Source organism: Xanthomonas axonopodis (assembly GCF_001304695.1).
Classification (GTDB): Bacteria; Pseudomonadota; Gammaproteobacteria; order Xanthomonadales; family Xanthomonadaceae; genus Xanthomonas; species Xanthomonas axonopodis.
In genome coordinates, this window is record NZ_JFAQ01000113.1 from 1 (window position 1) to 14,812 (window position 14,812).

The 14,812-nt window shown below is 65.7% G+C and carries 11 protein-coding genes and 2 pseudogenes; 7 read left to right on the forward strand and 6 right to left on the reverse strand.

The genetic code is table 11. The annotated features are described in order from the left end of the window. The first annotated feature begins 248 nt into the window (after positions 1-248). Positions 249-761, forward strand: a complete 513-nt coding sequence (locus XAXN_RS11205; RefSeq protein ID WP_042821062.1) for a nuclear transport factor 2 family protein — start codon at positions 249-251, stop codon at positions 759-761. Between the two features lie 113 nt (positions 762-874). Here the strand turns inward: XAXN_RS11205 and glpK are convergent. The 6 genes and pseudogenes from glpK to XAXN_RS11235 form a co-directional block, all read right to left on the reverse strand. Then, positions 875-2,374 (reverse strand): annotated as a pseudogene (gene glpK, locus XAXN_RS11210) (glycerol kinase GlpK). 143 nt (positions 2,375-2,517) lie between these two features. Next, positions 2,518-3,339, reverse strand: a complete 822-nt coding sequence (locus XAXN_RS11215) for an MIP/aquaporin family protein (RefSeq protein ID WP_054319606.1) — start codon at positions 3,337-3,339, stop codon at positions 2,518-2,520. 175 nt (positions 3,340-3,514) lie between these two features. Then, a pseudogene (glpD, locus tag XAXN_RS11220) lies at positions 3,515-5,019 on the reverse strand (glycerol-3-phosphate dehydrogenase). Positions 5,020-5,239: 220 nt separating this feature from the next. Further along, positions 5,240-6,067, reverse strand: a complete 828-nt coding sequence (locus XAXN_RS11225) for a DeoR/GlpR family DNA-binding transcription regulator (RefSeq protein WP_054319607.1) — start codon at positions 6,065-6,067, stop codon at positions 5,240-5,242. A gap of 345 nt (positions 6,068-6,412) precedes the next feature. After that, entirely contained in the window at positions 6,413-7,396 is a 984-nt protein-coding gene (locus XAXN_RS11230; RefSeq protein ID WP_054319608.1) for a PDR/VanB family oxidoreductase, read from the reverse strand. A gap of 100 nt (positions 7,397-7,496) precedes the next feature. Then, positions 7,497-8,573 carry an aromatic ring-hydroxylating dioxygenase subunit alpha gene (locus XAXN_RS11235; RefSeq protein WP_054319609.1) on the reverse strand — a complete coding sequence of 359 codons (1,077 nt, stop codon included), beginning with the start codon at positions 8,571-8,573 and terminating at the stop codon, positions 7,497-7,499. A 252-nt stretch (positions 8,574-8,825) separates the two neighbouring features. Here XAXN_RS11235 and XAXN_RS11240 point away from each other — a divergent pair, with 252 nt between their 5' ends. The 6 genes from XAXN_RS11240 to XAXN_RS11265 all read left to right on the forward strand — a co-directional run bounded on the left by XAXN_RS11240 (position 8,826) and on the right by XAXN_RS11265 (position 14,805). Next, positions 8,826-9,689, forward strand: coding sequence for a CoA transferase subunit A (locus XAXN_RS11240; RefSeq protein ID WP_054319610.1), 864 nt, complete (start codon positions 8,826-8,828; stop codon positions 9,687-9,689). Beyond that, entirely contained in the window at positions 9,686-10,474 is a 789-nt protein-coding gene (locus XAXN_RS11245; protein ID WP_054319611.1) for a CoA-transferase subunit beta, read from the forward strand. The genes XAXN_RS11240 and XAXN_RS11245 overlap by 4 nt, the downstream gene beginning before the upstream one ends. Further along, positions 10,471-11,679 carry a 3-oxoadipyl-CoA thiolase gene (gene pcaF / locus XAXN_RS11250; protein ID WP_054319612.1) on the forward strand — a complete coding sequence of 403 codons (1,209 nt, stop codon included), beginning with the start codon at positions 10,471-10,473 and terminating at the stop codon, positions 11,677-11,679. The genes XAXN_RS11245 and pcaF overlap by 4 nt, the downstream gene beginning before the upstream one ends. A 78-nt stretch (positions 11,680-11,757) precedes the next feature. Further along, positions 11,758-12,495, forward strand: coding sequence for a protocatechuate 3,4-dioxygenase subunit beta (gene pcaH, locus XAXN_RS11255; RefSeq protein WP_054319613.1), 738 nt, complete (start codon positions 11,758-11,760; stop codon positions 12,493-12,495). A 4-nt stretch (positions 12,496-12,499) separates the two neighbouring features. Continuing rightward, positions 12,500-13,063 (forward strand): protocatechuate 3,4-dioxygenase subunit alpha, encoded by a 564-nt coding sequence (gene pcaG / locus XAXN_RS11260; RefSeq protein ID WP_054319614.1) that lies wholly within the window; start codon positions 12,500-12,502, stop codon positions 13,061-13,063. Between the two features lie 386 nt (positions 13,064-13,449). Beyond that, positions 13,450-14,805, forward strand: coding sequence for a 3-carboxy-cis,cis-muconate cycloisomerase (locus XAXN_RS11265; protein ID WP_054319631.1), 1,356 nt, complete (start codon positions 13,450-13,452; stop codon positions 14,803-14,805). Positions 14,806-14,812 lie beyond the last annotated feature (7 nt).

Sequence of the window (14,812 nt, forward strand, 5' to 3'; positions counted from 1 at the left end):
AGGACGGGGGGACGTCGACGGTGCAGCAGCATGCTGGCGGCCGCCACCCGGGTGATGTTTCTCTCACCACCTGTTGCACAAGTGCCCAGGTGCATTTTCAGGCGGCTAGCGGGCCAGTGAGCAGCACCGGTAGTGTGGCGATGACGCGTCACTGCAGCGGTGCGCAAGCGCGCGTCTTCCCCCGCTCAACGGACACGTTGCTGGCATCCCCGATGAGCGCAATGCCACTCTCCATCCAGGAGTACCCCATGAAGAAGTTACTCTCCCGTGCCTTGTTGCTGGTCATGCTGGTCGCGCCAGTGGCTGCGTTCGCGCAGACCGCGGTGACCGCAAATCCCAATCATCAGAAGATGCTTGTCGGCAGCACCTGGTATGAAACTGCCAACAAGCGGCTGGTCTACGATTTTTGGCGCACCGTGTTCGAAGCTGGCCAAGTGCAGTACGCGCCGATGTACATGGACAAGAACTACATCCAGCACAATCCGAACGTGGCCAATGGGCGCGATGCGTTTATCGCCTTCCTGACCGCGTTCGTGAAGCCGACACCCGTGCAGCCACGGGTGCAGTTGCCACTGGTCGCCATCACGGCCGATGGCGATCTGGTCACCCTGGTGTCGGTGCGCACCTTGCCCAACCCCAATAAGCCCGGCACCACGTACACCACGACCTGGTTCGACATGTTCCGGATCGAGAACGGTCTGATCAAGGAGCATTGGGACCCGGACACCATCGCCGGACGTGCCAGTACTGGCGGTCAGTGACGGCTGCTGCAGGCAGGACTGCGTCGCCTAGCCTGCCTGTGTCGTCGACGCAGATGATTAGCTAATCACAGCGCCCACCTCACGGTGGGCGCTATTGTCTCGGCGCACCAGTGTCAGTTGATGCGGAATCCCATCGTCGCTTCCACCGCCTGCTGCCAGCCGGCATACAAGGCCTCGCGCTTGTCGTCGGCCATGGCCGGTTCGAAGCGGCGGTCCACCGCCCATTGCTTGGCGATTTCTTCGCGGCTGCCCCAGAACCCGGTTGCCAGCCCGGCCAGATACGCAGCACCCAGTGCTGTGGTTTCGGCCACCTCGGGGCGGAGTACCGGCACGTTGAGCATGTCGCTCTGGAACTGCGCCATGAAGTCGTTGGCGATGGCGCCACCATCGGCACGCAGCTCTTTCAGCTCGATGCCGGAATCGCTCTGCATCGCGGTCAGCACATCGCGGGTCTGGTAGGCCATCGATTCGACTGCCGCACGCACGAAGTGCTCCTTCGTGGTGCCGCGCGTCAACCCGAACACGGCGCCGCGAATGTCGCTGCGCCAGTACGGCGCGCCCAGGCCAACGAAGGCCGGCACGATGTATACACCGTCGTTGTCGCCGGCACGCTCGGCGTAGGCTTGCGAGTCGCTGGCCTTGCCCAGCATGCGCAAGCCATCGCGCAGCCACTGCACCACCGAGCCGGCGACGAAGATCGCGCCTTCCAGCGCGTATTCGACCTTGCCGTCGATGCCCCAGGCAATCGTGGTCAACAAACCGGCCTTGGAAGCCACCGCCTTGTCGCCGGTATTCATGAGCATGAAACAGCCGGTGCCGTAGGTATTTTTCGCCATGCCCGGCTCGAAACAGGCTTGGCCGAACAACGCGGCCTGCTGGTCCCCGGCGATGCCGGCGATGGGCACCTGTTCGCCATAGAAATACTGGGTCTGGGTCATGCCATAGACCTCGCTGGACGAACGCACGTCCGGCAGCATCTGCGCAGGCACGTCCAGCATGGCCAGCAGGTCCGCATCCCACTCCAGCGTGTGGATGTTGAACATCATGGTGCGCGAGGCATTGGTGTAGTCGGTGACATGCACCTTGCCGCCGGTGAGATTCCAGATCAGCCAGCTGTCGATGGTGCCGAATGCCAGTTCGCCCTTCTGCGCGCGTTCGCGCGCTCCGTCGACGTGGTCGAGAATCCACTTGACCTTGGTCCCGGAAAAATATGCGTCGATCAGCAAACCGGTCTTGTCGCGCACCATCTACTCATGCCCGGCCTCCTTGAGCTGGGCACAGATGTCCTTGGTCTGCCGCGACTGCCACACGATGGCGTTGTAGATCGGTTGGCCGGTGGCCTTGTCCCACACCACCGCAGTCTCGCGCTGGTTGGTGATGCCGATCCCGGCTATCGCGCGTGCATCGATCTGCGCGTTGTTGAGCAGCTCGGTGATGGTGGTATAGACGCTGGTCATGATCTCGCGCGGGTTGTGTTCCACCCAACCCGGCTGCGGAAAGATCTGGCCGAATTCGCGCTGTGCCACGCCGGCCACCTTGCCCTGGCGATCGAACAACATCGCGCGTGAGCTGGTGGTGCCTTGATCGATCGCAAGGACGTACTGCTTTTCCATCGAAGATTCCTCGAACAATGCCGGCGTTGGCGCACGGCGAGAAAAGTGGGTGCAGGCGGTGGACAACGCGTGGCCATCAGGGTTGTTTGGCCACAGGTGACCTCACGCACTGTCAGAGTGATTGTTGGCTTGGTGCCGCACCATCACAGCGGATCGAGCGGTTTGGAACCACCCTGCAGATGGCGTACCCGTGCCGGCAGGAATGGCAGGATCAGCCACTGATAGGCCAGCGCGCCGATCGGTCCACCGATCAACGGGCCAACGATCGGGATCCACCAATAGTTGTCCTTGGCCGGCAACGCGGCCTCGCCCCAGCCGGCGAAATAGGCGAACAGGCGCGGGCCGAAGTCGCGCGCCGGGTTCATCGCCCAGGCTTCCAGATAGCCCATCGACGCGCCCAGCGTGGCCACCAGCAAGCCGATCATCAACGCGCCGGAGTTGGCGGTCGGTGCGGCTTCGTTGAACTGCTCGGTGATGGCAAAGATGCCGAAGACCAGGAACACCGTGATGACGATCTGGTCGACCAACGCGTGCATCGGCGTGACCGCCAGCCCCGGTGCGGTGAAGAACACGCCCGCCGCGCCACCGGCTTCGCGGGTGAGTTGATGCAGCTGGTTGAAATGATCGATCACCGGCCCGTACAACTGATAGACGATGGCCGCGCCCAGAAATGCGCCGACCACCTGCGCGACCCAGTAGGGCACTACTTTCTTCCAGGAAAAGCCGCGGAACAGCGCCAGCGCCAGCGTGACTGCCGGATTGGCGTGGGTACCGGACACCGAGCCGGTAACGTAGATCGCCAGCGTCACCGCCAAGCCCCAGGCGATACACACACCCCAATAGGCGTTTTGATAGGGGCTGGGGTCGTACAGGATGTACATCGCCGCCACCGAATCGCCGAACGCGATGATGATGAACATCGCGACCGCTTCGGAGATCAACTCACCTACGAGTTGCCGGCTCATGCGTGCATGCCCGCAAGGTCAATGATGCAGATAACAGCGTGCAGCGCGCTCGCTTGCGCGCAGCGGTGGTCGGTGACGCTCATCTGGGTGCCCTCCACGTGACCTCAGGATGATGCCGGCTGATGTGCCGGAATACGTTGCCGGACGCCCCGTCCTTGCCGGCAACGCGGTAGGTTTAAGCAGAAACGACGTCGCGTTGCTGGATCGACTGCGTCTGCAGGTAGTCGTCCAGGCGCTGCCGCCCGGCCGCATCGACCCGCAGGCCGAGCTTGCTGCGCCGCCACAGGATATCGTCGGCAGTTACCGCCCATTCGTGTTGGCGCAGGTACTCCACCTCGGCCTGATACAGGTCCGCGCCGAAGTGGGTGCCCAGACCGGCCATGCTTTGCGCATCGCCAAGCAGTTGTTCGGCGCAGGTGCCGTAGTTGCGCACCAGCCGCTGCGCAGTCGCCGCCGGTAGCCAGGGGCGCGCGCCGCCGACGCGTTCCAGCAGGCTGGCGATATCGCGCTGCTCGCCGCCCGGTAATGCCTCGCCACGCGCGGTCCACGCAGGCTTGCGTGCGCCCAGCGCGTGGGTAAGCCGGTCCACTGCCTCTTCGGCCAGCTTGCGATAGGTGGTCAGCTTGCCGCCGAAGACGTTGAGCAGCGGCGCCCCCTCGCTGACCACTTCCAGCTGGTAATCGCGAGTGACTTCGGCCGCGTTGTCTTCGGCGTCGTCCAGCAACGGCCGGACGCCGCTATAGCTCCACACCACATCGGCGGGGGAGATCTGCTGTTGGAAATACAGGTTCACCGCATCGCACAGGTACTGCACCTCGGCCGCATCGATCTTCGGCTTGGCGGGGTCTGCTTCGTAATCCACATCGGTGGTGCCGATCAAGGTGAAGTCGTGCTCGTAAGGAATGGCGAACACGATGCGCCGGTCCGGTTGCTGGAAGATGTAAGCGTGGTCGTGGTCGAACAATTTGGGCACCACGAGATGGCTGCCCTTGACCAGCCGCAGCGCGTGTTCGTGCGGCACCGCGGCCACCTTGTCCAGGAACGACACCGCCCAGGGGCCGGCCGCATTGGCGAGCGCGCGCGCCTGCACGGTGCGGCGGCGGCCCTGGCGGTCTTCGAGCTCGGCATACCAGAAGCCCGCATCGCGCCAGGCACCGACACAGCGTGTGCGGGTATGGATCTTGGCACCGCGCCTGGCGGCGTCCATCGCGTTGAGCACAACCAGGCGCGCGTCCTGCACCCAGGCATCGGAATACACGAAACCGGTGCGCAGCGACTCCTGCAGCGGCGCACCGACTGGATGCGTTCGCAGCGACAGCCGGCGCGAGCGCGGCAGGCTGCGCCCAGATGGTCGTACAGGAACAGCCCGGCGCGAATCATCCATGCCGGGCGCAGGTGCGGTTGGTGCGGCAGCAGGAAGCGCAGCGGCCAGATGATGTGCGGAGCCAGGCGCAATAGCACTTCGCGCTCGGCCAGCGCTTTGCCGACCAGGGCGAACTCGTACTGTTCCAGATAGCGCAGGCCGCCGTGAATGAGCTTGGTGCTGGCGCTGCTGGTATGCGCGGCCAGGTCGTCCTGCTCGCACAGGCACACCGACAAACCCCGCCCGGCTGCATCACGGGCAATGCCGACCCCGTTGATGCCGCCGCCGATTACCAGAAGATCGTACATCTCGCCCATCGGTGCCTCCGTCTGGGCGCGCTGATGAGCGAACCCAAGTTGTCATGTTCGAACATATTCGAACATCGAACCTTGCGGGGGCGTGAAGATGTCCGTGGTCAGTGCCAACCGCGTAGATACGAAAACGACAATGAAAAGCCGATTTGGATACGTTGGATCTATCAGTGGCGGCAGCGTGCAGCAGCTGATGCTTAGAAACGCTCAAAAACGAACATCGGCCTTAATCGGTTCCGCCTGCGTCCGCCAGGTGCACCCGGGTGCCGGCCTCGGCCAGCACACTCGCCAACTCCTGCGGCGGCGGCCGGTCGGTGAACCAGTCGTGCACCTGGGCGAGTGCGCCCAGCCGCACCATGGCGTTGCGTCCGAACTTGCTGTGGTCGGCGGCCAGCAGCACGTGTCGCGAGTGCTCGATGATGGCCTGTGCCACGCGCACCTCCTGGTAATCGAAATCCAGCAGGGTGCCGTCCAGATCGATACCGGAAATGCCGATCACCCCGAAGTCCACCTTGAACTGGCGGATCAGCTCCACCGTCGCCTCGCCGGTCACGCCCTGGTCGCGCCCGCGCACCACACCGCCCGCCACGATCACCTCGAAACTGGGGTTGGCGCTGAGCATCACCGCCACGTTGAGGTTGTTGGTGATCACCCGCAGCCCGCGGTGCTGCAGCAACGCGCGTGCGACTTCTTCGTTGGTGGTGCCCAGGTTGATGAACAGCGAGGCATCGTCGGGAATGAAACGCGCGACACGTGCGGCGATGTGCTGTTTTTCTCTGGCCTGCAGCGCCTTGCGTGCGGTGTAGGCCAGATTCTCCACGCTGGAGGGCATGCTGACGCCGCCGTGATAGCGGCGCAGCACGCCGGCATCGCAGAGCAAGGTCAGATCGCGCCGGATGGTCTGCGGCGTCACCTCGAAGCGTGTGGCCAAGCCTTCGACATCTGCAAAGCCCTGCTGCCGCACCAGCGCCACCAATTGCTCCTGGCGCGGGTTCAATGCCGGCGCCGGGACAGTCCTGTAGTGAGTCGACTCCATGCGCAGATGATCGCGCATACGCGTGAGGATGCAAACACGGCGGCGTGCACGCAGCGCGCGATGGCCGCTCGCCGACGACCATCCGCCTGCAGCGGTGCACGCTTGGCGACATGCCGTGCGCGCTGCGCTGAGGCGTCCAAGTTTCGGGACTCATGTGATCACCCAGCGAGCTCGACCAGGTCTCGGTGAGATCGCCGCTTTCGATGTGTACGTGCTGAAGCGCCAACCAGAAAGTTGCCAGCAATGCGCGGACAAGGCAGTGGGTTGTGCCGATGAAACGCGGGCGCCGCAAATGCGTTCCTCGCTTCAGCCCAGTATCAACCGCAACTGCCAGACGATACGCGCAGCCGGCCGGAGGCCGATTCAGCCAAGCTCGCTGCGATAGCCGGTGTCGATGCTGATGCTGCCGCCCACCGCACGCGACACGCAGGCACAGAGCTTGCGATTCTCCCGGCGCTGCTCGTCGCTGAAGAACACGTCGCGGTGATCGATATCGGCCGAGCTGTCCAGCACCTGCACTGCACACAGGCCGCACTCGCCACGGCGGCATTCGGCGATCAGCTCCACCCCGGCATCGGCCAGTGCGTCCAGCATCGATTCGTTTTCGGCCACCGGCACTTCCAGGCCCAGCCCCGGCAGCTTCACCACGAACGCCTGCGCTGGCACCCGCCCGCTATTGCCGAAGGTTTCGAAGTGCAGGCGCGCACGCGGCAGGCCGGTGGCGTGCCAGTGCTGACGCACCGCTTCGAGCATGCCCAGCGGCCCGCACACATACACCTCGGCATTGGGCGACAGGCGCGCCAGTTCGGCAGCCAGATCCGGCGGGCCCGCATTGTCGTCGCATTGCAGTTGCAGGCGGTCGCCCAACAGCGCTTCCAGCGTGTCGACATACGCCATTGCGCTGCGCGAGCGGCCGGCGTACAGCAGGCGAAACGCGCGATGGCGACGCGCCAGCCGCTGCGCCATGCCGATGATCGGGGTGATGCCGATACCGCCGGCGATCAGCAGGATCTCCTCGCCGCTTTCATCCAGCGCGAAGTTGTTGCTGGGCGGCGACATCTCCACCACATCGCCCGGCGCAAGCGTCCACATCTGAAGCGAGCCGCCGCGGCTGTCGGGCATTTGCCGCACTGCGATCTGGTAGTAGCCATCGGCACGCGGTTCGCCCACCAGCGAATACGAGCGCACATCGTCGCGACCATGCAACTGCAGACGAAAATCCACGTGGCTGCCCACCTCGAATCTGCGTGCGGCTGTACCGGGATCGAGCACGATTTCGCGCACGCCCGGGCAGGCATCGGCAATGCTGACCACGCGGGCGCGATGCCACTGGGTGTCTTTACGCATGAAGGGCTCCAGGCAATGAGGTCTGCCGGCCGGCGCCGGCCGTGACGGCGCTGCAATAGGTCGCTGTCATCGATGACATGGCTGGCCGCATGCGAGGTGCTCAGCCCACCATGCGCAGCGACAGGTCCTGTGCGCGTTGTTCCTGCGCAATCAGGCGGTCGATCACGCGCCGCGCCCACATGCCACCGGCATCGACATTGAGGTTGTAGAAGGTGTGATCCGGGTGCGCGTCGATGGCGCGTTGCTGCGCTTCCAGCACTGCTTCGTCTTCGCCGAACACGCCTGTCACGCCTTCGCGGGTGAGCGTGGTCAATGACTGGTCGTGCAGCGCGTAGTTGCGCATGAACGCCCAGAAGTAGTGGCAGGTGGTGTCGGTTTCCGGGGTGATGGTGTTGAGCACGTAGCCGTTGACGCCCTGGCTGCGATCGCCTTCCGGCGCCCCGGTGCCGGCAATGGCCACGCCCACATCGATGGCGATGGTGGCGGGCGCCTCGAAACGGATGATCTGCCAGCGATCGACCTTGCCGCGATAGTCCAGGTGACGGGCGATCTGGCTGGCCCAGAACGGCGGCGGGTCGATATTGCGCATCCAGCGCGACACGATGACGCTGCGATCGCCATGCACCACATCGAATGGCGCTTCGGCCACTTCGTCCTGGCCGATGCTGGAGCCGTGCACGAAGGTTTCATGGGTCAGGTCCATCAGGTTGTCCAGCACCAGCCGATAGTCGCACTTGGCATGGATGGTGCGGCCATCGCCGGCCCAGGCCGGATCATGCGCCCAGTGCAGGTCGGGGATCAGGCGCATATCGGCCTTGGCCGGGTCGCCCGGCCAGATCCACACATAGCGGTGCTTTTCGGCAACCGGGAAGCTGCGCACGCACGCCGAGGGGTTGATGGTGTCCTGCGAGGGCATGTGCACGCAGCGCCCCTGCGTGTTGTAGACCAGCCCGTGATAGCCGCACACCACATCGTCGCCGCGCAGCTTGCCCATCGATAGGGGCACCAGGCGATGCCAGCACGCGTCTTCAAGCGCCACTACCGCACCGGCGGTGGTGCGGTAGACCACCACGTCCAGGTTGCAGAGCTTGCGTGGGCTGAGCACGTGCTTGATCTCATGGTCCCAGGCAACGGCGTACCACGCGTTGAGGGGAAACAGCGGCTTGGATTGCGACATGACCGTGACTCCTGGGTGTGTAGGCAACCTGGATGCGCGGCGGCATGTGCCGGCCGGCAATGAGTTGACCCGCAATGGCAACGCTGGCGTCTGCTTGCGAGCGAAGTTATGTATACACCGGAGACAATGTGGAAGCGTTACGGACCTGGCGAATTTGTGCGAATATCGATTTAAATCACCGATTATCGGATTGACCGCCCCGTCCACTGCGCCTACCGTGAGTGCACGCTCGCTGTGCTGGATGGGAACGCAATGGCCGAAATCGTCGCTCTCGCGGATGCGGTGTCGCAGTTGATCGCCGATGGCGATTGCGTGGCGATGGAAGGCTTCACCCATCTGATTCCACATGCGGCCGGGCACGAGGTCATTCGCCAGCGCAAGCGCGCGCTGCGTCTGGTGCGCATGACCCCTGACCTGATCTACGACCAGTTGATCGGCGCCGGTTGCGCGGCAGCGCTGCGGTTTTCCTGGGGCGGCAATCCCGGCGTGGGCTCATTGCACCGGCTGCGCGATGCGGTGGAACACGCCTGGCCGCAGCCGCTGCAGATTCGCGAACACAGCCACGCCGACATGGCCAATGCGTATGTGGCCGGCGCGTCGGGGCTGCCGTTTGCGGTGTTGCGTGGGTATGTCGGCTCGGATCTGCCGCGCGTCAACGACAGCATCAAGTTCCTGCAATGCCCGTATACCGGCCAGACACTGGCCACCTCGCCGGCAGTCAATCCCGATGTCACGGTGATCCACGCCCAGCAGGCCGATCGCCGCGGCAACGTGCTGCTGTGGGGCATTCTGGGTGTGCAGAAAGAGGCCGCGCTGGCAGCGCGCAAGGTGATCGTGACGGTGGAAGAGATCGTCGACACCCTCGACGCGCCACCCAATGCCTGCATCCTGCCGCGCTGGGTTGTCGATGCGGTCTGCGTGGTGCCCGGTGGCGCCGCGCCGTCGTATGCGCATGGCTATTACGCGCGCGACAATCGCTTCTATCTGGCCTGGGATGCGATCGCGCGCCACCGTGCGACGTTCCAGGCCTGGATCCAGGCGCATATTCTCGACACCGACGACTTCGCCGGTTTTCAGCGTGTTTACGCACAGTCGCAGCAGCAGGTGGCGGCATGAGCGCCTACATCACCAACGAGATGATGACGGTGGCCGCCGCGCGTCGCTTTCCCGATGGCGCGGTGTGTTTTGTCGGAATCGGCTTGCCGTCCACTGCCGCCAATCTGGCGCGGCTTACGCATGCGCCCGACGTCACCTTGATCTACGAATCCGGCCTGATCGGTGCGCGCCCGCAGGTCTTGCCGTTGTCGATCGGTGACGGCGAGCTGGCCGAAACCGCCGACACCGTGGTGTCCACGCCAGAGATCTTTCGCTACTGGTTGCAGGGCGGGCGCGTGGATGTGGGCTTTCTTGGCGCGGCGCAGATCGATCGCTACGCCAACCTCAACACCACCGTGATTGGCCCGTATGACGCACCGAAAACGCGCCTTCCCGGTGCCGGTGGCGCGCCGGAAATTGCGGCCAGCGCCAAGCAGGTGTTCATCATCATGCGCCAATCCAAACGCAGCTTCGTTTCGAGGTTGGACTTCATCACCACGGTCGGGCATCTGGACGGTGGCGATGCGCGCGTGCGTGCTGGCCTGCCCGGCGCCGGCCCGACCGTGGTCGTCACCGACCTGTGCGTGATGGAGCCCGACCCTGTGACCCGCGAACTCACCGTGACCTCGCTGCATCCTGGCACCACGCGCGAGCAGGTCAGCGCGGCGACCGGGTGGCCGATCCGGTTTGCCGCCGACCTTGCACAGACCACGCCGCCCAGCAGTGCCGAGCTGGACGCCTTGCGCGCGCTGCAGGCACGCACCGATGCAGCGCATGGCGCGCAGGCAGCGGGAGCCCAGGCATGAGCGAGGTGTATCTGATCGATGGCATCCGCACGCCGATCGGCCGTTACGGTGGCGCCTTGTCCAGCGTGCGCGCCGACGACCTGGGTGCGGCGCCGATCGCCGCATTGCTGGCGCGGCAGCCGCAGCTGGAGCCGGCCGCAATCGACGATGTGTACCTGGGCTGCGCCAACCAGGCCGGCGAAGACAATCGCAATGTCGCGCGGATGAGCCTGTTGCTGGCCGGCTTGCCGTCTTCGGTGCCGGGTAGCACGCTCAATCGCCTGTGCGGCTCGGGCTTGGACGCGATCGGCACGGTGGCGCGCGGCATCCGTGCCGGCGAACTGGATCTTGCCATTGCCGGCGGTGTCGAATCGATGTCGCGCGCGCCGTGGGTGATGGGCAAGGCCGACAGCGCCTTCGCCCGCACCCAGCAGCTGGAAGACACCACCATGGGCTGGCGCTTCATCAATCCGCGCCTGCAAGCTGCCTATGGCACCGAATTGATGGGCGAAACCGCCGAGAACGTTGCGCAGCGGTACGCCATCGCGCGCGAAGACCAGGATGCGTTTGCGTTGCGCAGCCAGCAACGCGCGGCGGCGGCGCAGGCGGCCGGTTTTTTCGATGGCGAAATCACCCCGTTGGCCGTGGCCGCGCGCAAGGGTGGGGATGTCTCTACCGTCGAACACGATGAGGCGCTGCGGCCCCACACCACGGCCGAGATGCTGGCCAAGCTCAAGCCGGTGTTTCGCCAGCCCGGGACCGTGACGGCCGGCAATGCCTCCGGTCTCAACGATGGTGCCGCTGCCTTGCTGCTGGCCTCTGCGCAGGCCGTGCAGACGCATCGGCTGACGCCGCGCGCGCGCGTGCTGGGGTTTGCCTCGGCGGGCGTGGAGCCGGCGTACATGGGCATCGGCCCGGTCCCGGCCACCGAGCGTCTGCTGGCGCGCTTGAACCTGCGCATCGCGCAGTTCGATGCGATCGAACTCAATGAAGCCTTCGCCGCGCAGGCGCTGGCCTGCACGCGCGCATTCGGCCTGGCCGACGATGCCGCACACGTCAATGCCAATGGTGGTGCCATTGCGCTCGGGCATCCGCTCGGCATGAGCGGCGCGCGGCTGGCGCTGACCTTGCTACGGCAGCTGGAGGCGGGCAACGGCCGACTCGGGCTGGCCAGCATGTGCATCGGCGTGGGGCAGGGCGTGGCGTTGGCGATCGAGCGCCTGTGAACCAGCTGTTGCAACCTACCTCGTCCTTCCCTCGCACCCATGTCGTTCTAGTCGTCTTGCTGCCGACGGAGATTCAAGATGCGCGATCCCACCGCTGAGCAACCTGCCATCACCGCCGATCCGCTGCTCGGCTACCGCCGCAGCCGGCCCGGTACGCAGCCGGCCTACCTGCATGCGGCATACGCCTCCACCACGCTGCGTGGGCCCACGCGTGATCCGATCGACCTGCCGGTCACGCTGTCGGAAGTCACCGGCCCGCGCCTGGATCGGCTCACGCTGGGCGCGCACGCCGCCGATCTCACTGCAGGTTTCAGTGGCGCGCCGCTGGGCGAGCGCATCATCGTCTCCGGCCGCGTGCTCGACGAAAACGGCAAGCCGGTCCGCAACAGCGTCGTTGAAGTTTGGCAATGCAACGCGGCCGGCCGCTACCAGCACGCTGGCGATCAGCACGACGCACCGCTGGACCCGAACTTCCGCGGCACCGGCCAGGTGCTGACCGATGCGCACGGCCGCTACAGTTTCAAGACCATCAAGCCGGGCGCATATCCGTGGCGCAATCACTACAACGCCTGGCGGCCGGCGCACATCCATTTTTCGTTGCATGGCGATGGCATCGGGCAGCGGCTGGTCACCCAGATGTATTTCCCCGGCGACCCGCTGCTGGCGCACGACCCCATCTACAACTGCGTCGACGATGCGTTGGCGCGCGAGCGCATGGTGTCCAGTTTCGACTGGGAAAATGCGGTCAGCGAATACGCGCTGGCCTACCGCTTCGACATCGTCTTGCGCGGTCGCAAGCAAACGGTCTGGGAGTGACACGATGAGCCTGCATGCAACGCCGTCGCAAACCGTCGGCCCGTACTACCGGCTTGGCTTGGAGCCGTTGTATCGCCAGCAGATCGCACCTGCGCACGCCGCGGGCACGCATGTGCAGATCAGCGGTTGCGTCTTCGATGGCGCCGGCGCACCGGTGACCGATGCGGTGCTGGAAGTGTGGCAAGCCGATGCTGCCGGCATCTATGCGCATGTGGCCGATGGTCGCTGCGAGGCGCACGACCCCAGCTTCGACGGGTGGGGCCGCGTTCCTACCGATGCGCACGGGCGTTTTTCCTTCAGCACCGTCAAGCCGGGCAGGGTGGCGGGCCCGGACGGCAAGCAGCAGGCAGCGCATCTGACGGTGCTGGTGTTCATGCGCGGCCTGTTGCGCGCGGTGTCGACGCGGCTGTATTTCGCCGACGACCCGCAGCTGGGCAGCGACCCGATCCTGGCGCTGGTGCCGGCCGAGCGGCGCGCCACCTTGCTGGCCCAGCCGCTTCCAGGTGGTGCCTACACCTGGGACATCCACATGCAGGGCGACGCGGAAACGGTGTTCTTCCGCTATTGATCCGCATGCCGATATCGAAACGCCATATGTGTGCGGGGGACAGCGCTGCATCCTGCCGGCATGCTGCCGCGCCAACAGCGCCAACAGCGCCAACAGCGCCAACAGCGCCACGCGCGCGAGTGCACAAGCGCCCACTGCCGCAAAACCGCCCAGGTCTCTCCGGCGGCACGCAATGCGCCATGACGGCGCACGCACACGCAGCAAGGGGCAACGCTCCGCGGGGCAGGCAAGCGCACCCGCGCACGCGCGTGCACGCACCGCAAGTACGCATGGCCTCATCCACATCACCCCGGCAGTGGCAGGCGCGCCCGATGCATTGCCCTTTGGTCTAGTTGGCACCCTGGTACATCGGTGCGATGCTGCCGGCACGCCTAGAGATGCAATGCATGAGTGCGACATCTTCGTTGTTGGGATCCTTGTTCGGCGAGCCTGCGTGCGAGGCCTTGTTCGACGATGCCGCGCGCGTGCAGGCGATGTTGCAGTTCGAATCGGCGCTGGCGCACGCCCAGACGCAGTGCGGGGTGATTCCCGCCGAGGCTGCGCAGGCCATTGCCGCTGCCTGCGATGTGCAGCACTACGACCTGGCCGCGTTGGCGCAGGCCACGACGCTGGCCGGCAACCCCGCCATTCCGTTGGTCAAGGCGCTGACGGCGCAGGTGGCCGCGCACGACAGCGCCGCCGCGCGCTGGGTGCACTGGGGCGCCACCAGCCAGGACGTCATCGATACCGGCACGGTGCTGCAGCTGCGCGCCGCGCTCGATCTGCTGCTGCCGCGTCTGCATGCCCTGTGCGCCGAGCTGGCCGTGCTGGCCGAACGCGAGCGCAACACCGGTTTGCCTGGACGCACCCTGCTGCAGCAGGCCGTGCCGGTCACCTTCGGGCTCAAGGTCGCCGGTTGGCTGGACGCCCTGCAGCGGGCGCAGCAGCGCCTGCACGCCTTGCGTCGCGACGCGTTGGTGCTGCAGTTCGGCGGCGCGGCCGGCACCCTGGCCTCGTTGCAGGGCCGTGGCCTGGAAGTGGCGCAGGCCCTGGCGAGCACTCTGGCGTTGCCGCTGCCCGCGCTGCCCTGGCATACCGCGCGCGACCGCATCGTCGAGGTCGGCTGCGCCTTCGGTCTGCTGGCTGGCACGTTGGGCAAGATCGGCGGCGATGTGGTGTTGCTGATGCAATCTGAAGTGGGCGAAGCGTTCGAACCTGCCGCTGCCGCCGGTAAAGGCGGCTCGTCGGCGATGCCGCACAAGCGCAATCCGGTCTCCAGCGTGGCAGCGGTGGCTGCGGCCACCCGCGTACCGGGCCTGGTCGCCACCTTGTTCAGCGCCATGGCGCAGCCGCACGAGCGCGCGGCCGGGCAATGGCATGCCGAATGGGACACCTTGCCGCAGATCGTCTGCCTCACCGCCGGCAGCCTGGCGCAGATGCAGCTGTGCCTGTCCGGTCTGGAACTGGATCGCACGCGCATGCAGGCGCATCTGGACAGCCACGGCGGGCTGCTCTACGCCGAGGCGGCAGTGTTCGCGCTCGCGCCGCACCTGGGCAAGCCGCAGGCGCACGCCCTGGTGGAACAGGCAGCGCTGCGCGCGCAGGCGCAGCAACGGCATTTGCGCGACGTGCTCGGCGAGGACGCGCAGGTGAGCGCGGTGCTCACGCACGCGCAACTGCAGGCAGTGTTTGATAGCGCAAGTTGGCGCGGCATGTCATCGGTCTGGATCGACCGCGTGCTGGCTGGATCTTCTTCCTGTTGAGGGTGCC

Coding starts and splice junctions, on each gene's coding strand:
- XAXN_RS11230 (WP_054319608.1), bottom strand. CDS start 7,396: ATGCGTAAAGACACCCAGTGGCATCGCGCCCGCGTGGTCAGCATTGCC.
- pcaG (WP_054319614.1), top strand. CDS start 12,500: ATGAGCCTGCATGCAACGCCGTCGCAAACCGTCGGCCCGTACTACCGG.
- pcaF (WP_054319612.1), top strand. CDS start 10,471: ATGAGCGAGGTGTATCTGATCGATGGCATCCGCACGCCGATCGGCCGT.
- XAXN_RS11245 (WP_054319611.1), top strand. CDS start 9,686: ATGAGCGCCTACATCACCAACGAGATGATGACGGTGGCCGCCGCGCGT.
- XAXN_RS11225 (WP_054319607.1), bottom strand. CDS start 6,067: ATGCGCGATCATCTGCGCATGGAGTCGACTCACTACAGGACTGTCCCG.
- XAXN_RS11205 (WP_042821062.1), top strand. CDS start 249: ATGAAGAAGTTACTCTCCCGTGCCTTGTTGCTGGTCATGCTGGTCGCG.
- XAXN_RS11215 (WP_054319606.1), bottom strand. CDS start 3,339: ATGAGCCGGCAACTCGTAGGTGAGTTGATCTCCGAAGCGGTCGCGATG.
- pcaH (WP_054319613.1), top strand. CDS start 11,758: ATGCGCGATCCCACCGCTGAGCAACCTGCCATCACCGCCGATCCGCTG.
- XAXN_RS11240 (WP_054319610.1), top strand. CDS start 8,826: ATGGCCGAAATCGTCGCTCTCGCGGATGCGGTGTCGCAGTTGATCGCC.
- XAXN_RS11265 (WP_054319631.1), top strand. CDS start 13,450: ATGAGTGCGACATCTTCGTTGTTGGGATCCTTGTTCGGCGAGCCTGCG.
- XAXN_RS11235 (WP_054319609.1), bottom strand. CDS start 8,573: ATGTCGCAATCCAAGCCGCTGTTTCCCCTCAACGCGTGGTACGCCGTT.